The organism is Catenulispora pinisilvae (genome assembly GCF_015356865.1).
GTDB lineage: Bacteria > Actinomycetota > Actinomycetes > Streptomycetales > Catenulisporaceae > Catenulispora > Catenulispora pinisilvae.
Genome location: NZ_JAAFZA010000007.1, coordinates 1 through 21,422, shown reverse-complemented (window position 1 = coordinate 21,422; position 21,422 = coordinate 1). Strand labels below are relative to the sequence as shown.

Annotated in this window: 15 protein-coding genes; 7 read left to right on the top strand and 8 right to left on the bottom strand. The window is 70.0% G+C overall.

Features of this window, described 5'->3' with window-relative positions:
* Nucleotides 1-157: 157 nt before the first annotated feature.
* Both IZR01_RS52955 and IZR01_RS03550 read left to right on the top strand, forming a co-directional pair.
* Complete coding sequence (locus tag IZR01_RS52955; RefSeq protein WP_194922865.1) at nt 158-1,468, top strand: alpha/beta hydrolase; 1,311 nt, start codon at nt 158-160, stop codon at nt 1,466-1,468.
* On the top strand, nt 1,465-3,999 hold the full coding sequence (locus IZR01_RS03550; protein WP_194922864.1) for a bifunctional lysylphosphatidylglycerol flippase/synthetase MprF: 2,535 nt from the start codon (nt 1,465-1,467) through the stop codon (nt 3,997-3,999). The genes IZR01_RS52955 and IZR01_RS03550 overlap by 4 nt, the downstream gene beginning before the upstream one ends.
* 71 nt (nt 4,000-4,070) lie before the next feature.
* Here IZR01_RS03550 and IZR01_RS03545 read toward each other — a convergent pair whose 3' ends face one another.
* A complete protein-coding gene (locus IZR01_RS03545) occupies nt 4,071-5,339 on the bottom strand; it encodes an ATP-grasp domain-containing protein (protein WP_194922863.1) in 1,269 nt (422 codons plus the stop codon).
* 200 nt (nt 5,340-5,539) lie between these two features.
* Between IZR01_RS03545 and IZR01_RS03540 the strand changes: the two genes are divergently transcribed.
* A complete protein-coding gene (locus IZR01_RS03540) occupies nt 5,540-6,436 on the top strand; it encodes an LLM class flavin-dependent oxidoreductase (RefSeq protein WP_194922862.1) in 897 nt (298 codons plus the stop codon).
* Nucleotides 6,437-6,445: 9 nt separating this feature from the next.
* Here IZR01_RS03540 and IZR01_RS03535 read toward each other — a convergent pair whose 3' ends face one another.
* Nucleotides 6,446-7,582, bottom strand: coding sequence for a hypothetical protein (locus tag IZR01_RS03535; protein WP_194922861.1), 1,137 nt, complete (start codon nt 7,580-7,582; stop codon nt 6,446-6,448).
* 170 nt (nt 7,583-7,752) lie between these two features.
* Between IZR01_RS03535 and IZR01_RS03530 the strand changes: the two genes are divergently transcribed.
* The 3 genes from IZR01_RS03530 to IZR01_RS03520 all read left to right on the top strand — a co-directional run bounded on the left by IZR01_RS03530 (nt 7,753) and on the right by IZR01_RS03520 (nt 10,764).
* Nucleotides 7,753-8,559 carry a hypothetical protein gene (locus tag IZR01_RS03530; RefSeq protein WP_194922860.1) on the top strand — a complete coding sequence of 269 codons (807 nt, stop codon included), beginning with the start codon at nt 7,753-7,755 and terminating at the stop codon, nt 8,557-8,559.
* 149 nt (nt 8,560-8,708) lie between these two features.
* Nucleotides 8,709-9,299 carry a SigE family RNA polymerase sigma factor gene (locus tag IZR01_RS03525; protein ID WP_323746898.1) on the top strand — a complete coding sequence of 197 codons (591 nt, stop codon included), beginning with the start codon at nt 8,709-8,711 and terminating at the stop codon, nt 9,297-9,299.
* Complete coding sequence (locus tag IZR01_RS03520) at nt 9,292-10,764, top strand: hypothetical protein (protein ID WP_194891622.1); 1,473 nt, start codon at nt 9,292-9,294, stop codon at nt 10,762-10,764. Before IZR01_RS03525 ends, IZR01_RS03520 begins: the two co-directional genes overlap by 8 nt.
* 66 nt (nt 10,765-10,830) lie before the next feature.
* Here IZR01_RS03520 and IZR01_RS03515 read toward each other — a convergent pair whose 3' ends face one another.
* Nucleotides 10,831-11,934, bottom strand: coding sequence for a DUF8094 domain-containing protein (locus IZR01_RS03515; RefSeq protein ID WP_194891623.1), 1,104 nt, complete (start codon nt 11,932-11,934; stop codon nt 10,831-10,833).
* Between the two features lie 228 nt (nt 11,935-12,162).
* On the opposite strand from IZR01_RS03515, the gene IZR01_RS03510 reads away from it, so the two are divergent.
* Nucleotides 12,163-14,208 carry a hypothetical protein gene (locus tag IZR01_RS03510; protein ID WP_194922859.1) on the top strand — a complete coding sequence of 682 codons (2,046 nt, stop codon included), beginning with the start codon at nt 12,163-12,165 and terminating at the stop codon, nt 14,206-14,208.
* 126 nt (nt 14,209-14,334) lie between these two features.
* Here IZR01_RS03510 and IZR01_RS03505 read toward each other — a convergent pair whose 3' ends face one another.
* The 5 genes from IZR01_RS03505 to IZR01_RS03485 form a co-directional block, all read right to left on the bottom strand.
* Nucleotides 14,335-16,050, bottom strand: coding sequence for an IlvD/Edd family dehydratase (locus IZR01_RS03505; protein ID WP_194922858.1), 1,716 nt, complete (start codon nt 16,048-16,050; stop codon nt 14,335-14,337).
* A gap of 96 nt (nt 16,051-16,146) precedes the next feature.
* Nucleotides 16,147-16,731, bottom strand: coding sequence for a hypothetical protein (locus tag IZR01_RS03500; protein ID WP_194922857.1), 585 nt, complete (start codon nt 16,729-16,731; stop codon nt 16,147-16,149).
* Nucleotides 16,732-16,829: 98 nt separating this feature from the next.
* Complete coding sequence (locus tag IZR01_RS03495) at nt 16,830-17,888, bottom strand: LacI family DNA-binding transcriptional regulator (protein WP_194891626.1); 1,059 nt, start codon at nt 17,886-17,888, stop codon at nt 16,830-16,832.
* Between the two features lie 54 nt (nt 17,889-17,942).
* The gene (locus tag IZR01_RS03490; RefSeq protein WP_194891627.1) at nt 17,943-19,406 is read right to left on the bottom strand and encodes a GH1 family beta-glucosidase; all 1,464 of its coding nucleotides are present in this window, start codon (nt 19,404-19,406) and stop codon (nt 17,943-17,945) included.
* Nucleotides 19,407-19,543: 137 nt separating this feature from the next.
* Nucleotides 19,544-21,253, bottom strand: a complete 1,710-nt coding sequence (locus tag IZR01_RS03485) for an ABC transporter substrate-binding protein (RefSeq protein ID WP_194891628.1) — start codon at nt 21,251-21,253, stop codon at nt 19,544-19,546.
* Nucleotides 21,254-21,422: the final 169 nt, after the last annotated feature.

Here is a 21,422-nt window from a genome sequence, read left to right as displayed (position 1 = left end):
TTTACATGCTCACCAACGACGCCGACGACCTGAAACCGACAAATCGGCGAATTGAGGACGCCGGTTCCAGCCGTCCCGCCGCACCTGCCCTGGCTCCGGCCCCGGCCACTGCCCCTGCTCCGGCTCCGGCTCCGGCTCCGGCTCAGCAGGGCACCCGGTGAGCAATCCTCTCGACTGGTCTCTGCTCAGCGGGCCGATCCCGGTCATCCTCCTGGTCCTCACGGCAGTGGCCCTCGCCGCGCTGCTGGCCGACCGGGCCCGCGACTGGTGGGTCTGGAAAGCCCCGACCGCCGTCGGGGTGGGCGTCGTGCTCACCGCGATCCTGGGCGTCATCGTCGACCGGTGGTGGCAGCCGTTCCCCGAAGGGCTGCCCACCGAAGTGCTGCTCTGGATGGGCGTCGCGATCCTCGGCGGCACCGTCGCGGCGATGCGGTTGCCGACCCTGTCGTGGGGCCGCCGGGCCGGGGCGCTCGGCCTCGCGGTGGTCGTGGGCCTGACCGGCCTGAACCAGGTCAACCGCTACTTCCAGAGCTATACGACGACGCGCTCCGTCCTGGGCCCGTGGCTCGACACCGGCACCGACTTCAAGAAGGCGGCCGGCGGCCACACCGCCCTGGTCACCGCGCCGCCGGGACGCATGCTCGCCGATGTGTGGACCGCACCGGCGGGCCTGCCGAGCTCGGGCACGTTGTCCGAGGTCACGATCCCGGGCACGGTCTCCCACTTCAACGCCCGCAAGGCCTGGGTCTACCTGCCGCCGGCCTACCGGGCCGACCCGCGCCCCGAACTGCCGTTGCTGGTGCTGCTCCCCGGGCAGCCCGGCACGCCACGGGACTGGATCGATGCCGGCGGCGTGCAGAAGGTGCTCGACGCCTACGCCGCCGCGCACCACGGCCTGGCCCCGGTCACGGTGATGCCGGACGCGACCGGGTCCACGATCGGCAACTCGCTGTGCATGGACTCCAAGCTCGGCAACGCCGAGACCTACCTGACCACCGACCTCAAGGCCTGGGTGACGGCCAATCTCCAGGTCGCGCCGCCGGACCGGGGCTGGACCATCGGCGGGTTCTCGTTCGGCGGGACCTGCTCCGTCCAGTTGGCGGTCCGCGCTCCGCACCTCTACCGGACGTTCCTGGACCTGTCCGGGCAACGTGAACCGACGCTCGGCAACCACAAGGACACGGTGAAGAAGGCGTTCGGCGGCGACGAAGGCGCGTTCGAGCGCGCCGACCCGGTGTCCATCCTCGCCACGCGGAAGTTTCCGGAGCTCGCCGGGCGCATCCTCAGCGGGTCCACTGACAAGGAGTTCACACCACAGCTGGGCATCGTGTACCTGGCGTGTCTGCACGCCGGGGTCGACGTGCAGATGACCCAGCTGCCCGGTGGACACAGCTGGCAGGTGTGGCGCGCCGGCTTCGTGCAGCAGCTGCCGTGGATCGCCGAGCGCAACGGGCTGGCCCGACGATGAGTACTGAGACTGTGCCGGCCGGCAGGCTCGGCCTGTTCGGCGCCATGCCGGTGCGGGTCCGCCGGGCGGCGGGTCGGGCACCGCTGACCGCGACGCTCGTCACGCTCCTGGTCCTCGTCGCGGCGGTGGGCGGCAGCGTGCCCGCCGATGCGGACGGCAGCCCGGGCCGGGTGGTCGGCACCGGCGCCTCGATTCTCGCCGAGGGCAAGTGGTGGACGGTATTGAGCTACGGCTTGTGGAGTGCCGGTCCCACGGCCCTGATCGCCACGGTCCTGCTCGCGTTCGCCGTGCTGGCCCCGGCGGAGCGCCGCCTGGGCACGCGCACGACCCTGGGTCTGTTCGTGCTCTGCCAGGCCGGCGGCGCGCTGCTCGGCGCGGGGATCATCGGGCTCGGCTCGGACACCGGCGACGTCTGGCTCAGTTCGGACCTGACCGACGCGGCCACCGGGGCCAGCGTCGGCATCGTCGGCGTGGGCCTGGCCCTCAGCGCGCGCCTGCCCTCGCTGTGGCGCCGCCGGCTCCGGCTCGTCCTGGGCTTCAGCGTGCTGCTGTTCACGCTCTACGACGGCACCGCCCAGGACATCCTGCGCTTCTGCGGAGCCGGTATCGGCCTGGTGAGCGGCGCGCTTCTGTGGGGTCGCCGGCGACCTCGGCACGAGCGCGTCGTGTCCCATGCCGAGAGCCGCGTCCTGGTCGCGATCACGGTCGGCGCCTCCGCGCTGGGGCCGCTGATCGCCTTTCTGACGAGGGCGCCGTACGGGCCGTTCTCCTTGTACTCCGACTTGTTCGTGGGAACCGGGCCCGGAGCCGATGATCTGCGGAGCAGTTGCGCCAGCGCGGCGGACATGTCAGAGGGCTGTCTTCAGGTGCGTTCTGAGTCCCTGCTCGCGAGCAGCCCTTCGGTGCTGATGCTGTTCGTGCCGGCGATCCTGTTGCTGATCGTCGCCGAGGGGCTGCGTCGGGGACGCCGTCTGGCTCTGCTGGCCGCGCTTCTGATCGAGACCGGAGCCGCCCTGGCCACCTGGCGGTACGCGGCTCAGGGGCTGTCGCTCCTCGACCCTTCGGATCCGGGGTATGGCGACGCCCACAGGTTCGTCGTCCTGTACTCGATACCTCTGGTAGCGATGCCTCTACTGGTGATCGGGCTGCTTCTGGTCAAGCGCCGCCACTTCGAACTGCGGGTTCCGCGCAGGACGATTCTGCGGGTGTCTGTGGCGGTGACAGCGGCGTTCGTCGTCATCGGCGCCGCGTATGTGCAGTTCGGCTACGCCGTGCGCGGCGACTTCGCCCCGGTCCCCGGCCACGGCAACCTGGCGGCCGACTTCATCAAACGTCTGATACCGCCGGTCTATCTGGGCATCCTCGACGCGCCGTGCGCCCACTTCCTCCCGCAAGGCGGCGCCGCGCGCACTCTCTACTTCTGGGTCGGGCCCGCGTTCTGGGCTGTGACGCTCGGTGGGCTCCTGCTGGCCTTCTGGCGGCCCCCGCTGCGGCACCGGGCCGGGTCGGAGTCTGAGGCGCGCGCCCTGCTCACGACTTACGGAGGGTCGACGCTCTCTTATATGACGACCTGGCCCGGCCACGAGTACTGGATCGCCGACGACGCCCGGGCCGCTGTGGCCTACCGGGTGATCGGCAAGGTCGCCCTCACCACCGGCGGCCCCTACGGCGATCCCGAAGCCCGCGACGCGGTGCTGGCGGAGTTCGCAAAGTACTGCGACCAACAGGGCTGGTCCCCCTGCTTCTACGGCGTCACCGCCGAGACGTTGGGCGTCGCCAACCGGCTGGGCTGGCGCGGGGTGCAGGTGGCCGAGGACACGCTGCTACCGCTGGCCGATCTGGCGTTCACCGGCAAGAAGTGGCAGGACGTGCGAACGGCGCTGAACAAGGCCGGCAAGGTCGGGGTCGCGGCGTCCTGGGTCTCGTTCCCGACCGCGGCCCCGCTGCTGCGTGAGCAGGTGCGGGACCTGTCGCGGGAATGGGTCGCCGCCAAGGGCCTGCCGGAGATGGGCTTCACCCTCGGCGGCCTGGACGAGCTGAACGATCCGCACGTCCGCTGTCTGGTGGCGTCCGACGACCAGGGCCGGCTGCACGGCATCACGAGCTGGCTGCCGTGCTACCGCGACGGCGAACCGGTCGGCTGGACGCTGGACTTCATGCGGCGCGGTACCGACAGCTTCCACGGGGTGATGGAGTTCCTGATCGCCACCGCGGCCCTGCGCTTCAAGGAGGAGGGGGCCGAGTTCATGAGCCTGTCCGGCGCTCCCCTGGCCCGCGCCGCGGACAACCGACGGGCCGCCGACGGCTTGCAGCGGATGCTGGACACCGTCGGCCGCGTTCTGGAGCCGGTCTACGGCTTCCGCTCGCTGCTGGCGTTCAAGGCGAAGTTCCAGCCGCAGTATCAGCCGCTGTATATCGCCTACCCCGATCCGGTCGCGCTGCCCGCGATCACGAACGCGATCGGGCGGGCCTACCTGCCACGGACGACGATCGCTCAGATGCTGCGGCTGAGCCGGCGTTTGATGGGGTGAGGTTGTCGGGGGATGCCGCCGGGGGATGCCGCCGGGTGCGGCCGTCGGGTGAGCCCGCCCCCTCACTCCGGTCACTCCGGGCGGGTCTCGATCTCGATCAACGCGGCGGCCGCGGCGGCCAGGCGCAGCGCTTCGGCCGGCGTGTCGGCGGTCACCGCGGCGAAGGCGGGGCGGTCGCCGGAGCTGCGCAGCTTGTTGACCCGGCCGCCCACCTCCACCGCGGCTCCGGCGTAGAAGACTCCTTCGGACGCGCCGGCCGCCTCCACGCCGCGGATCGCCGTGACCACACCGGGCTGCGCGCTGGTGAAACGAACCGACGCCGCCCGCCGCGCCCGGGCCGGCAGCTCGACCGAGGGCGCCCGGCCGGACAGGATGTCGACGTAGGCCTGAACGATGTCGACCGGGTAGGCCTGCCGGATCATGTCGATGATCCCGGCCCCGGCGCACCGGCCGGCGCACTCCACCAGATGCGGGACACCGTCGGCGACGATCCACTCACAGTGCACGATGCCGTCGGCGAAGCCCACCGCCTCGACCACCCGCCGGGTCTGCTGGACCAGCAGTTCGGTCAGCGCCGCGGGGATGTCCGCGGGAACCACGTGGCCCATCTCGACCGGCCGCGATCCGGGGTACAGCAGCTTGCCGGTGACGCTGGCGAACACGTCCTTGCCGCCCCGCACCAGCATCTCGACGCTGAACTCCGGACCGGCCACGAAGCGCTCGGCCAGCATCGGCTGCTCCGGACCCAGCCGCGCCGCCTCCTGCGTCAGCGAGTCCCAGACCTCGTCGATCCCGGCGGAATCGCGCACCACACAGGTGGCGACCGAGCCCATACCGGCCGCCGGCTTGAGCACGATCGGGCCGCTGCCCGCCGCCAGGAACGCCCGCGCCTGCCCGGCGTCGGCCACGACCACCGACTCCGGGTTCGGGATCCCGGCCGCCCCGGTGATCGCCCGCAGCCGACGCTTGTCCCGCATCGCCCGCGCCGCACCGAAACCCGCACCGGACAACCCGTAACGCTCGGCCAGCCGGGCCGCGAACAAGGTGCCGACCTCGGTGTTCGGGACGACCGCGACCGGATCCAGGTCACGGTGGGCGAGGAAGAACTCGTCGGCCTGGCCCGCCCCGACGAGGTCCCATTCGACGACCTCGCGCACCAGCGGCGACCAGGTGAGGGACGCCTGCGCGTCGCGCTCGCGCGCGTACTCCGACTCCTCGACGATGATCACGGACTTCGCCGGCAGCACCTCGGCATAGCCGAACAGGGAGATACTGCTGTACCCGGAGAAGATGATGGGCCTGACCGGTTGCTCCGCCAGGACCGGCTCCTCAGACGGCATTGCTCTAGATGGCGTTGCTCCAGATCGCATTGCTTCAGGCGGCATTGCTTCAGGCGGCATTGCTTCAGGCGGCATTGCTCCCCCTCAGTACTACTGATACACATGCCGGTTCCCGAAGCAGAACTCTGTCGAACTCACGAGCAGCTTCGAACCCGCCGGGCCTCGGCTCAGACCTCCAGGATCCGGTAGCGTCCCGGTCCATGTCGAGTCTTCGAGTCGGTGTCATGTACGACCGCGCCTGGGCCCCCGAAGGGCTGCCGGCGTTCGCGCGCGAAGTCGAAGCGCTCGGCGCCGACGAGCTGTGGGTCGTGGAGGACCTCAGCTGGGGCGGCGGCATCTCGGCGGCCACGGTCGCGCTGGCGGCGACGTCGCGGATGCGGGTCGGGCTGGGAATCGCTCCGGCGCCCCTGCGGAACCCGGCGCTGCTGGCGATGGAGGTGGCGCTCCTGGCGCGCGTGTATCCCGGCCGGTTCGTGGCGGGCATCGGACACGGCGTCACCGGCTGGATGGCGTCAGTCGGAGCGGCGCCGGCCTCAGCGCTGGCGCTGCTGGCGGAGACCGCCGAAGCCGTGCGCGCGCTGTTGCGGGGCGAGCAGGTACAGATGCAGGGCAGCGAAGTCCGGATCGACGACCTGCGGCTGGTGCACCCGCCCGCGCAGGTCCCCCCGGTGGTGCTGGGCGTGGTGCGGCCGCGGTCGCTGGAACTGTCCGGGCGGGTCGCGGACGGCACGGTACTCGCCGAAGGCCACGGCCCGGCGGATCTGGAGTCGGCGCTCACGCTGATCCGCAAGGGCGGAGGCGCGCAGGAACACGAGCTGATCGTGTTCACGTACGCCGCCGTGGCGGACGACCCCCGGCAGGCGACGGAGGTCTTGCGCCCGGCGGTCGAGGATCAGGCCGCCTGGCTTGACCGCGCTCCGGCCGAAGTGTTCACCGTCAGCGGGACCCCGGCGGACGCCGCCGCACGCATCGCGCAGCTCGAAGCGGCCGGCGCGACGAGCGTCGTGCTCCGGTTCAGCGGGGAGGGGCCGGTGCGACAGCTCGGCGCGACACTCGCGGCTTTTGCCGACCGCCGACCGCTGACCGCTGACCGCTGACCGGCGAGTTCAGCGGGGCTCGATGTCCTGCGCCCAATCCGGTGCGGGCTCCCCTCCGCTCTCAAGCATTCGAATATTCATTCGTTCCCGTTCGATGTTCGGCGCCTTCTTGTCCAGCCAGCCCGTCGTGCTGCCCCAATCCTTGCGGGCACGCGGCCTGTCATGGACATGGACTTCCCACACTGCCGGATCGTCCTCTTGGATGTCCGCCCCATCGATCACATAAAAGCGATATTCCGGCTCTTCGGCCAACACGAGGATTCCGTCAAGGTCACGCATGACGTGATCCATGCCGTGCAGGGCGGCGACAGCACGCTCCTTGGCCTGCGCACCGTTGGCGACGCCGAACACCGTGGTGTCATCAGGCATCCACAGGCCCGGTCGAGTACCGATGAGCCGCAGGACCTCTTGCACGGCGGGCGGCACCCGAGGCACTCCCTGCGCGGCGGCGAAGCGCTCGATCTCCTCCTGCGAGGCGCCGGCAACCGAGCCGCGGCGCAATCCGGCGGCGAACACCGCCTCCACGATCTCCCGCACCCGGTCACGCGGCCTGGACGACGGCGGGGTCAGCGCTGCCCGGGGCAGGACGTACGAGGCCCAGCTGGGCCTGCCCTCGCGGAGGTCATCGCGGCGTTCCAATTCCTGACGATGTCGTTCCACAACGACCTCGAAATGCCGGAACCACTGAGTCACACTCTCGACTCGGCCGGTCACCTCGCCCTCGATGATCACCCATATCGGCGGATCGGGCTGGTCGAGGTCGGCGCCGTCGATGACCTCCTGCACGTAACCCTGGTGCTCGGAAAGCACCAACATGCCCGCGGCGTCCCGGATCCGCCGGCCGGGCTCGGCTTCAGAGGTCTGACGTGATTCGGCTTCAGACATCTCACCGGGCATCGCGCGCACCCGCATCCGGGCGAACTCGTGGCGAACCCCGAAACCCGTCCCCGCCATCAGCATGTAGGGCTGCCTGCCGATCAGCCTGAGCGCTTCCCGCACAGCGGCCGGAATCCGCGTGACGCCCTGGGTCGCGGCGAACCGGTCGATCTCGGCGTCCGAGGCCCCCTGGACCAACCCTTCGCGCAGGCCGAGGCCCGCGAAGATCGACTGGATCCGCTGCTGTGCGCGCTGCTCAGCGTCCATCATTTCTCATGCCTCCGTCGATGCCCGGCCACACTCGCGGCCACCGGCCACCAGCCACCAGCCACCAACCGCCACGAAGGTTAGGGCCGCGCCGTCAGGACCGGTCCTCTCGCGCAGCCCCTAGCCTCGGGACTCGTCAAGCCGAGTGCGCGTGAACGGAGTCAAGGGTCACCATGGGGCGGGTCATCTGTTGTTCCTCGCTGCTGGCCGCGCTCGCGGCGACCGCACTCGGTGTGGCCGGGTGTTCGTCGTCCGGGCAGATCGGCGGGGCTAGCCAGATCGGTGGGTCGAGCCAGATCGGCGGGGCTGGGCAGATGAGCGGGTCCGGGCCGGTCATGCCGTCGGGCATCAGTACCCCGAGCGCGGGCATGAGTCCGAGCGCGTCGGCCAACGCACCCTCGACGGCCCAGCTTCAGCAAGCGCTCCTGGCCGGCAGCGACGTACCGGGCCTCGGGCAGAACCACACCCTCGATTTCCGGATCGCGATGTACCTGTATCCGACCAACGGTGGCTGTGCACCCATGGACCAGCTGACGCAGAAGCTGGACAGCGGCGGCCCCGACTTCGAGGCGCCCACGGCGTCGATCGGATTCGATCTGCCGGCGGTCGGCGCGGACGGAGGACCGGGGCTCCTGGCGGAAAGCGTGGAGTACTACGGCGACGCCGAGGCCGCGGCGCTGATGAACGTGTTCCACGCGATGCAAACGCAGTGCCAGCAAACGTTCCAAGCGCCCGAGGCCGGCGAGGCGTCCGCGTCCTACGTCATCCAGCCGCAGCCCGACCCGGTCTCCAGCGACTGCGTCGTCTACTACCTCACCGATCCCAGCAAGCAGCCGAGCGACCGCTACGTCGTCGATCGCGTCGGCGGCACGCTGGTGACGTTCTCGGCGAGCTCCTCCTCAGGCCCGGCGCCCGCCGTCGACGCCTCGCTGATCACAGCCGCGGAGAACAAGGTCCGCGCCGCCGGGCTCGGGGGTTGAGGCTAAGGTCTGAGCTGTCTGATCTCCGCGCGCGGCCCGCACCCGGCAGGTCGGGGTAGGCCCGCGTGCAACCGGATCCCACGCCCAGACGTGTGTTACCGGATCCGGCGGTAGAGACGCCGGCGGAGCAGATCAGAGCAGGAGGTGCCGTGGCCGAATCACCTGGCCAAGGCGATTTCGACACGTTCTACGCGGCGACCATCACGCGGGTCGTGAGGTACATGTACATCGTGCTGGGCAGCGCGGCCGAAGCGGAGGACGCGGCGCACGAGGCGTATGTGCGCGCCTGGCAGCGCTGGTCGAAGGTCTCCCGCTACGACGACCCCGAGGCGTGGGTGCGGATGGTCGCCTACCGGGCCGCGGTCAGTTCGTGGCGTAAGGCGAAGAACCGGATTTCCGCACAGCGGAACGGCTTCGTGGACGACGTTCCAGAGCTCTCTCCGGACCGGCTCGCCATAGCCGCCGCGCTCCGGCAGCTCCCCGTGGAGCAGCGGCAGGCGCTGGTGCTGCACCACATGTACGGGATGACCGTCGCGGAGATAGCCCAGGAAACCGGGGCGCCGACCGGCACCGTCAAGGCCCGCCTGGCCCGCGGCCGCAAAGCCCTCGCGCCGTACGTGTCGGAGTTCGCAGACGACGAAAGCCTGCCACGCACTCCGCCACCACAGACCCCGCCACCATGCGCTGCTTCGCTCAGCCAGGTCATGACCGCCAAGAAGGGAGCAAGGTCCGATGCCTGAGACGTTCTCGACCATTCTCGAAGAACTCGCCGACGAGGGACGCGATCGGATGCGCCCCTTCCCGGCCGCCGCGTCGGTCCGCGCCGAGGGCCGCACCCGGCGGCTGCGTCGTCGGGGCGTGCTGGTGGCGATGTCGGGCCTCGCCGCCTCCGCGGTCGCGGTGAGCATGATGCTCGGGACCGGCGACGCGAGTTCGGTCGCGCCGACCCATGCCACCGTCACGGCCCCGACGACCACGCCGACGCCACCGGACTACCCGCCGGCGAACTTCACGAAGTTCATCGACGGCACTCCTCCGGTGGTGTTCCTTCAGCCCGCCGAGCTCCCCTGGCAAGCCACCTACCACTGGCAGGCCAACCAGAGCGGAGTCGACACGGCGACGCCGGGCGGCCCCGGCAGCCTCGGCGAAGTCCCCTGCGGTTCCGTGGCTTCCCCGACGGCCGAGAGCCAGGCCCAGTCCGTCTCATCCGTCCAATACCTGGCAGCCGGTTTCACCACCGCCACCGAGTTCATCTACCACTACGACTCCGAAGCCGCCGCGAACGCGGAATACCGCAGACTCACCCCGTCGGTCACGAGCTGCGAGAACAACCCCAAACCCTACGGCTATACCTCACTCACCGCCAAGCAGACCGCTGCGGTTCCCAACGGCTTCGCCTGGTTCGAGGACGGTACAAGCACACCCGACGATCCACGCTCGCCCGACTCCCCCACGTTTCCGGCGAACCGGCTCCTGCTGATCGTCCAACACGGAAACACCGTCGCGAAATTCGTCGGCGGACTGGACAAGGGCTCGGCGAACAGCGCCGCCGACGACAAGGCCGCGCTCCAGGCCATGGCCGACCGCCTCGCCGGACACCCGCCCGTCGATCCACCGGTCACGACCACGCCGGCGACCCCGGGCTTCGTCACCGAGGACCAGCTCCCCTACCCCATGGCCGACGGCTCCAACGGCTGGGTGCCGATGTCCCTGTGGGGTCCGTCGACGCCCGGCTCCGCGCCGGACCCGGACCTGTGCGAAGCCCTCGGACCAGACCTCGTGAACGGGACCGACTCCGTCTCCTACAGCCAGTGGTGGCACGGCAACGACGCCATCGTGAAACCCCCGTACTCGGCGACAGAGCTGTACTCCTCGGCGACCGAGACAGACCACGTCTTCACCACCGCCTCGGGCGCGGCCTCGGCCTTCAGCGCGAGCCAGAAGGCCACCGCGCTCACCACCTGCCAGACCGAACAGAACGGCAAGCCGGTCACTTCGACCGTCAAGCCGGGACCGGTGACCGCGACCGGGTTCTCCCTGGTGGTCCACCAGACCACCGGCGGCACCGGCCTCTACTCCCACATCTATGTCGCGTTCAAGGGCAGGCAGGTCGCCGTGACCAGCATCGAGATGAGTTCGAGCACCGGCGAGGACACCAGCGGGGACCCGGCATTCGTGGCCACCATGGCGGCGCATCTGCCCTGACACCGGGCCGGAGCGCCGGGCTGTAACACCAGGCCGCAACACCTGCGGAATCAGGATGGAAGATCCTCAGTGCTCCACGGACACCAGACCCCCGTTGTAAGCGATCTTCTGGATCTTCCCCGACTTCTCCGGCGGGTCGATGGCGGCGACCATCCACACCGAATCCGTGGTGAAGCCGCCCTCGGCGGTCTGGGCGCCGGCGACCTTCGCCCAGCCCTGGTCGGCGAAGGTGAAGGTGCGGCCGGCCTGGGTGGCTCGCAAGGAGACGCGCGTACCGTAGATCGCCAGCTCGCCGCCGTCCTTGAGCGGCAGGTAGGTTGGCAGCGGGTCGGTGGTCGTGGACACCGTCAGCGTCACGGTCGCCGGGGAGACGCCGGAGGTGTCGTCCTGGATCCACTTCCGCTCGGTGGTGGTCACGTCGTCGCTCGCGAACGGCGAGCCGGGTGTGCCGGCGTTGTCGGCGGTGAGCAGGGTCCGGTCGGCCACGGCCAGGTCGGTCGTGTTGAGAGGTAGTCGGGTCAGCTGGGTCGCGGTGTAGTCCAACAGCCCGTCGGCACCGACGGCGAAGGCCGGCCACTGCCGGCCCGCGGTCAGGCTCAGCGTGGTGTCCACCAACCAGGGCGCGCCGGCTTGTTCCTGGGCGAAGTGCAGGAGCGTGCCGGAGCCGGGCGCGCCTGGCTGGACCGTGTCCACCGTGACGTAGAACCCGCGCGGGTATGCGACCGAGCGCGCGATGTAGAACACCGGGTCGGCGAAGGAGACCGGCACTTTGGACTGGGCGGCCTTGGCGCCGCCGATCCCCTGGTAATAGAGCAGGCTGCCCTGGTCTAGGGTCAGCAGCGAACCGCTCTCGATCTTCGCCTCCCCCGGGATGTCCAGAGCGGCGTTGACCGCGTTGTTCGCACTCTGATACGCCTCCAGCGCCGCCACGGCCTCGCCCTGGGTCACGGTGACGTCCGGCGCGGAGGCCGACGTGGTCGGCGAGCCCGGCCGGCCCGAGACGAGCGACTGGTTGGCCGGCGCCGGCCCGCTCCCGGAGGTCGCGGCGCCGGAGGCGGTGCTGGGCAAGGGATTCGCGCCTCCGACGGCCCCGCCAGTCACGACAGTCCCGCTCGTGGAGCACGCGACCGCCGCCGCCATCGTCGCCGCCAGCACGGCGCTGACCGCCACCGATCGACTGAAACCCCGGACAGTGTCTTGCACGGCCCCTCCCCCGATTGACAGCGCTTGGTTATGCGCCGTCAATCATAGCTGTGGAATCCGAGAATCCACCAGCTGAGATGAATGCCCGTATAACATTTCCGGCCTCCATGTCGTCGGTAGTTCGACAGAGCACAAGGCTCCGCCGGTGGACACGTTCCACCCCGGAGCCGATCCGACGATCTGGAGGAACCACTTGTGCTAGCACGTATCCGTCGTGTCCCGATCCTGGCGGCGGCCATGGCTCTGGGCCTGACCGCGGCCTCGGCGGCCTCAGCGGCCACTGTCGGCGGTGCCGCGGCGACCGCGCCGCCACCGGCCTCCGGGACCCCTGCGTTCCCGGCCCACATGGCCACAGCCCCGCAGATCAGCATCCTGCCGAACGGTGACCGGGTACTCGTCACCGGCTCCGGCCCGGCCGCGACCGTCATGGTGCTGGATCCGAACGGCGGGACCGCCCCGGCCGTGCGTTACGCGCCGGACGCACAGCACGTTTACGTCATCCCCGACTCGGCGATGGCCGCGCCGGCGCAGTTCGTGGCGTCGCAATACGAGATCCCGGCACTGGAGGTGGCAATCGCCGCCCCCTCAGCGATTCCTCACTACCCCCTGTACATCCTGCAGATCAACGGTGTGGACTCGGACGGGGCCGGTGCCAGTGGCCTGACCTTCCTGAACAACGTGGACGACGCCCACCGGGTCTTCATCCCCCCGATGCCGCTGACCAACGGCGTGGCGCGGATCGCGGTGCCGGCCGGCCACTACTCGGCCACCACCTTCTACTCCACGTTCGACGCGACGGGGGACAACATCACGTCGCAGCACATCGTGGTGAACACGGACATCACAGTCGCCGACACCGGCGTGACCACCGTGACCGCCGACGAGCGCCTGGCGACCGTGCCGGTGCTGGCGGACACCCCGCGGCCCACGGTCAACGACAGCGACCTCATGATGTTCACGCGCACCGACCTCACGGGTCGGGTCACCGGCCTGATGGCGAACTCCAGCGGACCGACCTACGTCAGCCCCACGGCGCCGGCGCAGGTCGGCGGGTTCACGTACCAGCTGCTCGACTGGGGTGGTTCGAGCCCGGCCGGGAGCACGGATCACCGGAGTACAGATCACGGGAGCACGGATCCCTACCGCTACGACCTGATGTACCCGCCGGCCGACCACATCGACGCGAACCAGACCTACCCGGTCGAGGCCTCGAAACTGGCCACGATCCACAACACCGTCGACACCGACCCCGGCAACACCGGTCATCAGGGCTTTTACATGATCAGCTTCTCCGGGCCGGCGATCGGCGGCTTCGGCCTCGGTCACGTCATCACCACCCCGGAGCACCTGACCAGTTACTACAGCGCACCGCTCGACGGCGTGAGCATCTCGGCCGCCGTCGCCATGGAACCGCCGTCCCGCGCTTCCCAGTACATGATCTTCATGACCGACGCCCCGGCCTACGCCGGTCCGACCGTGACCTGGCGGACCTGGGGCCACGGCCCGCTCACGCCCCAGGTCGGCCGGTACCAGGCCGCCACCTGGTGCCGGGCCTGCGCCGACGGCGGCACGGTGGTCCTCGGAGTGAACGGGAACCAGGACAGCAACCCGGACACCGACGGCGGGTTCTCCTACCAGAACGTCAGCCACGTGACCGTCTACCGCGACGGCACCCAGATCCTCTCGCAGGACGGATACACAGGAGCCGTCCTCAACGACCAGTCGCAGCAGCCCGGCACCTACCGCCTGGTGTACGACGAAGACCTCACCGGGCCCCCGATCACCCAGTCCACGGTGACGCACACCGACATCACAGTGCCCTACGACCCGACGGCGGACGCGAAGTGGACGCTGCCGGCCGACAACTCCTGCGACGCGCAGGGCAGCAGCACCACGGCGTGCTCGGTCCTGCCGGTGCTGGACCTGAACTACCAGCTGGCCAGTGACGACACGAACACCGCCCACGGGCCGATGGCCTCGCTGCTGCTGACCGTCGGGCACCAGTCCTACGGCGCGACCGGCTCGCAGGCCGCAGCCACCAGCGCGACGGTGTCAGTGTCCTTTGACAAGGGTGCGACCTGGACCGCGGCCTCGGTGGTTCCGGCCGGTCAGAACCAGTTCGTGGCGTTGTGGAAGAACGGCGCGGCCAAGGGTGTGACGCCGTGGTTGAAGGTGACCGCGACTGATGCGCTCGGCGGGTCGATCAGTCAGACCGTCGACAACGCCTACACCGTCGGCTGAGGTCCTGCTAGCCGGAACCCCTAGGAATCGATCGGCTAGGATCCGATTGGTCTGCGGGGAAGAGCCAATCAGGGGCACCGAAACGCGACCAATCCAGCCTGCCTCCCGCCGCCGCTTCAGTGCGCTTCAGTGCGACTCCCGGGCCACCTCCGAGCCGCTGGATCCGACGAGGAAGTCCAGATCGGCGCCGGTGTCGGCCTGCTGCACATGGTCTATGTACAGCCGCTCCCAGCCTCGGCGCGGATCGGCGTACCCTGCGACGGCAGCCGAGTTCGGCCCGCGAGCCAGCAGTTCGTCGGCGGGTACCTCCACGTCGATGCTGCGGGCCTCGACGTCCAAGGTGATGATGTCGCCGGTGCGCACGAACGCGAGGGGACCGCCGGCGGCTGCTTCGGGCGCGACGTGCAGCACGACCGTGCCGTAGGCCGTGCCGCTCATCCGGCCGTCGCAGATGCGCACCATGTCCCGAACGCCCGCCTCCAGGAGCTTCTTCGGCAGCGGCATGTTGGAGACCTCCGGCATGCCCGGATAGCCCTTCGGTCCGCAGCCGCGCAGGACGAGCACGGAATCGGCGTCGACGTCCAGGCCGGGGTCGTCGATGCGCGCGTGGAAGTCCTCGACGCTGTCGAACACGACCGCCGGGCCCCGGTGGCGCAGCAGATGCGGCGAGGCCGCCGCCGGCTTGATCACGGCACCGTCGGGCGCGAGGCTTCCCCGCAGGACTGCTATGCCGCCCTGCGCGACCAACGGCTGGGCGCGGGTCCGGATCACCTCGGCGTCCCAGATCGAGGCGTCATCGAGGGAGTCGACCAGCCGTTGTCCGGTGACCGTCGTGGCCTCGGGGTCCAACAGTTCCCTGACTTCGCGTAGCACCGCGAGCAGGCCGCCGGCCCGGTGGAAGTCCTCCATGAGGAAGCGGCCGGCCGGCTGGAGATCCACCAGCACCGGAACCCGCGACCCGATGCGGTCGAAGTCGTCCAGGGTCAGGTCGATGCCCAGGCGTCCGGCGATGGCCAGGAGGTGGACGACCGCGTTGGTCGAACCGCCGACGGCGGCCAGCGCCACGATCGCGTTGTGGAACGAGGCCTTGGTCAGGAACGTGCTCGGCCGTCGTTCGGCGGTGACCATGTCCACGGCCAGCCGCCCGGTGCCGTGGGCGGCCTGGAGCAGACGGCTGTCCGGCGCGGGCGTGCCGGCCACCCCGGGCACGACCATGCCCAGGGCCTCCGCCACCAGAGCCATGGTGGACGCGGTCCCCATGGTGTTGCAGTGGCCGCGGCTGCGGATCATCGACGATTCCGAGCGGACGAACTGTTCCTGGGACAGGGTGCCGGCGCGCACCTCCTCCGAGAGTCGCCAGACATCGGTGCCGCATCCCAACGGATTCCCGCGGAAAGTACCGGTGAGCATCGGTCCGCCCGGCACCACGACCGCGGGCAGGTCCACCGAGGCGGCCGCCATGAGCAGGGATGGAATCGTCTTGTCACAGCCGCCGAGCAACACCACGCCGTCGATCGGGTTGGCCCGCAGCATCTCCTCGGTGGCCATCGCCGCCATGTTCCGCCAGAGCATGGCGGTGGGCCGGACGTTGGTCTCCCCGAGGGAGACCACGGGCATCTCCAGCGGAATACCGCCGGCCTCGTATACGCCGTTTCGCACCGACGCCGCCACCTCGCCCAGGTGCGCGTTGCACGGAGTCAGGTCGGAGGCGGTGTTCGCGATGGCGATCTGCGGCCGCCCCTCGAAAGCATCGTCCGGAACACCTCTGCGCATCCAGGCCCGGTGGATATAGGCATTGCGGTCCTGGCCCGCGTACCACTGCGCACTACGAAGCTTCCCCATCGGCTCACTCCCATGGTCGGGACGATGATCTAGTCGCCAGGACGGAGCGTACCCACCCGCCGGACGGAGCGTCCTCGGTGGCCGGCATCCCGCCGGTCAGCGGGGGCTCCCGGCGAACTCGCGGAGCGTCGTGGAATACCGGTCGCCGAAGCCGATCTGCGTGATGGCCTTCATCGAGAACTTCGTCGGCTCATCGTGCCAGCGCGCCTCCGGGTCGACCTCGTGCAGCCGGAGTTTCTTGCGCCCGAGGCCGACGACGGTCCCGATCCAGCAGGAATCCGGTTCCCAGCCCTCGACGTGCACGATGACGAACCCGTAGCCTTCAGCCGCCGCGGTCACCACGTCTGACAGGCCGTCCAGATGCACGCCGCCGATCGGCCGCTGCACAGGCCACTGACCTCGGCGTCGCAGCACCCGCACGGTCATCGACTTGTCGTCGCCACGCCGCTGGACACGGGAGATGTCGGCCGTGCGGATCGCCACGAAGCCGTCGAGATCGAAGTCGGCACAGGATGCGAGCAGAGTCCACGCCTCAGTGGCACCGATCACGAAGCCGTCGATCTTGTCGGCGTCGCGGAACGAGCGGCTGATCCGCACCAGATACCCGACGCGGACCGCGCGGTCGAGTTTGTGCAAGACCCGGTCGAGGCTGGCTTGAGGACTCGCCTGTTGCTGTGACACGAAAGTCATCCTCCGCGCAGACTCGTCCTCGCGTCCATCCAGTTAACCGACGCCAACGCTAACGCCGACCCCAACCCCAACCCCGACGCCGCCCAGCCTCACCCCGAAGCCCGCAGCACCAACCGGGTCGGCAGGATCGCCGGGCTCGGCAGGGGACGGCCGGCGACCTGGGCCAGCAGCATGTCCACCATCGTGGCCGCCATCGCCTCGACCGGCTGGCTCACCGTGGACAGCGGGGGCTCGGTGAGCAGCGCGACGTCCAGGTCGTCGTACCCGACGACGGCGACGTCCTCCGGGACCCGGCGCTCGTGCCGGCGCAGGGCCCGCAGCGCCCCGGCGGCCATCAGGTCGCTGGCGCAGAACACGGCGTCCAGGTCGGGGTGGTCGGCCAGCAGCGCCAGCATCGCCTGCTCGCCGGAGGACTGGCTGAAGTCGCCGAAGGCGACCCGGTGGTCGGCCATCCGGGCGCCCAGGAGTTCTTCGCGGAAGCCGTCGAGGCGGTCGACGCCGGCCACCATGTCGGGGGGCCCGGCGATGGTGGCGATCCGCTGCCGCCCGATGGCCACCAGGTGCCGGACCGCCAGCCGCGCGCCGTGGACGTTGTCGACGTCCACATACGGCAGCTTGACGTCGCCGAGCGGCCGCGCCATCTGGACCACGGGGACACCGGAGTCGTGCAGGATGCGCGGCAGCGGATCCCCTTCGTGCAGCGACATCAGGAACACGCCGTCGACGTGCCCGCCGAGCAGGTACCCGGTCAGGCGCTGCCGTTCGTTGTCGGCGCGGACCATCATCAGGACCAGCTGGACGTCCCGCGCCGACAGCGCCACGCCCATCGACCGCACCATGGCGGCCAGCAGCGGATCGGTGAAGACCTTCATCTCCGCCTCGCTGACCACCAGGGCCACCGAACCGGTCCGGCGGGTCACCAGCGAGCGGGCGGCCCGGTTGGGCACGTAGCCCAGCCGGGCCACCGCGGCCTGGACCGCGGCGCGCACCTCCTCGGAGACCTTGGGTGAGCCGTTGACGACCCGGGAGACGGTGGCCCTGGAGACCCCCGCCTCGGCGGCCACGGTCTCCAGGGTGGGCGCCGAGGCCGACGCCGGCTCCGGCCCGGGCACCACCGCTTCCGGGTTTCCCCCGTCCTTGCCTGTCATGTGTTCGTAGTGCTCCTTGCACGTCATGCCGACGGCACGCCGATACCGCCGGCGTCAGCCTTGTACGGCGTTGGCCTCGATGACGTCGGCGTACCAGTTCCCGCTGGCCTTCACCGTACGCCGCTGGGTCGCGAAGTCGACATGGACCACCCCGAAGCGCTTGGAGTAGCCGTAGGACCACTCGAAGTTGTCCAGCAGGGACCAGCAGAAGTAGCCCCGGACGTCGACACCGGCCTCGACGGCCTCGTGCACGGCGACCAGATGACTGCGCAGGTACTCCACCCGCTGCGGGTCGCGCACCTCGCCGTCGGGGCCGACGTAGTCGTGGAACGCGGCGCCGTTCTCAGTGATCGCCAGCGGGATCGGACCGTAGTCGCGGTGGATGCGCAGCAGCAGGTCGTGCAGCCCGGAGGCGTCGATCGGCCAGCCCATCGCGGTCGGCTCGCCCGGCATCCGGACGAAACGCACCGATTCGCTGCCGACCCAGGGCGAGAAGTCGCTGGCCCCGTGGCCGTCCACGCCGGGCTCGGGGGCGTCGCCGGCCACCGGCGCGCCCACGACCACCGGGTTGTAGTAGTTCACCCCGAGCAGGTCCACCGGGACGTGGATCGACTCCAGGTCGCCGTCCTGGACGAACGACCAGTCCGTGAGGTGCGCGGTGTCCTGGATCAGGTCCTCGGGGTAGGAGCCGCGCAGGACCGGGTCCAGGAAGATCCGGTTCTGCAACGCGTCCACCCGCCGCGCGGCGTCCAGGTCCGCCGGCTCCTGGCTCAGGGGCCTGACTTCGGCGGGGTTGACGGTCAGCGCGACGCGCGCGCCGGCCGGCAGGGACGCGCGCAGCGCCTGGGTCCCGAGTCCGTGCGCCAGGTTGAGGTGGTGCGCGGCGCGCAGGGCCACCTCGGGCTCGTGCCGCCCGGGGGCGTGCACACCGGAGGCGTAGCCCAGGAACGCCGAGCACCAGGGCTCGTTCAGCGTGGTCCACAGCTCGACCCGGTCACCGAGGCGGTCCGCGGCGATGGCCGCGTACTCGGCGAACCGTTCGCTGGTGGCCCGGTTCCCCCACCCGCCGGCGTCCTCGAGTTCCTGCGGAAGGTCCCAGTGGTAGAGCGTCACCACCGGCTGCACGCCTTTGGCCAGCAGCTCGTCCACCAGGCGGGAGTAGAAGTCGAGCCCGGCGGGATTCGGCGTGCCCTGTCCTCCGGGCCGGACCCGGCTCCACGACAGGGAGAAGCGGTAGGCGCCCAGGCCCAGGCCCGCCATGAGCGCGACGTCGTCACGGAACCGGTGGTAGTGGTCGGCGGCGATGTCGCCGTTGTCGCTGTTGACGACCTTGCCGGGGACCCGGCTGAAGGTGTCCCAGATCGAGGCGGTGCGCCCGCCGTCGAAGGCCGCACCCTCGACCTGGTAGGCGGCGGTGGCCGCGCCCCAGACGAAGTCGGTCGGGAACGCCCTGGTGCGGGCCCTCCGGCTGCCCGCGGACGCCGTGTCACCGCTCACAGCCCGCGTACCTGTTCTCATTGTCAGACAACTCCTTGCGATAAACCTGGGCCGCCCTACCGGGCCGCGGTGGTGATGTCCTGCTCGCCCGAGCGTCCCGGCCGGCCCGGCCCGACGGGGCCGGGCCGACCGGGACGCTCACGGTCTTCCGCCGGTGATCAGGGCTTCGGAGTGAGCTTCAGGATCAGGTACTCGTAGTCCTGGCTGCGCGGCGAGGGGTTGATGAACGGGTTGTCGCTGGTGGGCCAGCCGGTGAAGTTCGCCGTGCTGAACTCGTACCAGGCGGCGCCGTAGAGCACCGGGACGGCCGGCACGTCCGAGGAGACCACGCCTTGCAGCGTGTTGAGCGCCGCGGCCTGGTCGGCCGGGGAGGTCGCGCCCTCGTAGGCGGCGACCGCCGCGTCCGCCGCCGAGCTCTGGTAGTGCCCGTAGTCACCGGCGGAGGTCTGCCCGGCCGGGGAGGCCAGGGTGGAGTCCAGGACGAACTGCAGGCGCTGGAACGGCGTGGTGCCCTGACCCCAGTGCAGGGTGGCGTCATAGCTGCCGGTGGTGACCGCGCTGTTCCAGCTGTTGTAGTCGAAGGCGCCGTTGTCCTTGACGTCGAAGCCCACCCCGTTCAGCTGCTTGACCAGGGCCTCGGCGTCACACCAGTAGTCGGTGAAGGAGTTGGGGTCGATGATCGTGAACTTGATCGTGGCCCCGTTCTTGGCCCACTTGCCGGCGGCGTTCTTGGCGTAGCCGTCGGCGGTCAGCGCGGAGCTGACGGCGTCCGGGTCCGGGCCCGGCTTCAGGTCGTTGGTCTGGGCCGGGGCCAGCGACTTCTGGTCGATCGGCAGGGTCAGCCCGCCGGAGGAGGTGGCCGGCAGCTCGTAGTTCGTCTCGCACTGGGTCGCCATCGAGGTGCGGTCCATCGCGGCGCTGATCGCCTTGCGCACCGCGACGTCGGCCAGGGCCGGGGCGCTGGGGCTCTTCTCGTTCATGAGCAGGGCCACCGTGTTGGACGCCGGGAAGTACGGCGCCGTGGTCTGGAACAGGTGGTTGTCCTTGCTCTTGGCCACGAACGTGTTCAGCACGTCGTTGATGTCGTTGCCGGTCAGGTCGATGTCGCCGTTGGCCAGGGCGAGGGTCGCGGCGTTGTTGTCGGCGTAGGCCGGGAACGAGATCTTCTTCACCGCCGGCGCGCCGTCGCGGAAGCCGGGGTTCGCCTTGAGCGTGATGTTCTGCGGGGTGAACTTGTCCAGCAGATACGGCCCGGTCCCGACCGAGTCGGCGCCGGTGACGACGGCCTTGTCCGGGTTGGTGATCGCCGACCACTTGTGCTTGGGCACGATGATCTGGTTGGCGATGCCCTCGAAGTTGGCGGCCTGCGGGCTGGAGTAGTTCAGGACCACGGTGTTCGGGTCCGGGGTGGAGACGCTGTCCGGGATCGGCGTGCCGTCGGTGTTGGCCGCCTTGAAGTTCTTCAGCATGGTGAAGGTGAAGGCGACGTCGTCGGAGGTGAACGCCTGCCCGTCGCTCCACTTGACGCCCGGCTTCAAGGTGAAGGTGAGCGTCTTGTTCGCGTTGGACCAGGTGTAGTTCGACGCCAGCCACGGCATCGGGGCCTGGGCCGAGTTCAGGGTGTTGAACTGGTACAGCGGCTCGTAGAACAGCGAGCGCGCGTTCTCCTGGCTGAGGAAGGAGTTGCCGTCGAACGGGTTGAAGTCGTCGGTGAACGAGGCGACCGGCTTGTCCTCGACCACCAGCGTGCGGACCTTGCCGGAGCTGCTGGTCTTGTCCGACGGATGACTCTTGCTGCTGCTACAGGCCGCCAGGCTGAGGCCGACGGCCGCGACCAGGGCTAGCCCTTTGATAGCTGTACGACGCATTGCGTACACTTCCCTAAAGATCCGGACCGGCGATGAGGCCGGCCTGTCCTGTTCTCGGACATGGGTGATGACTGTGGCTGTACGGGATCTGGAACGGGTCTGACTTCCCCTTCGCGCGAGTTGCCCCTCGAGCGAAGCCTGGCCGCCCGTCCCCTGGCGGGGGGGCGGG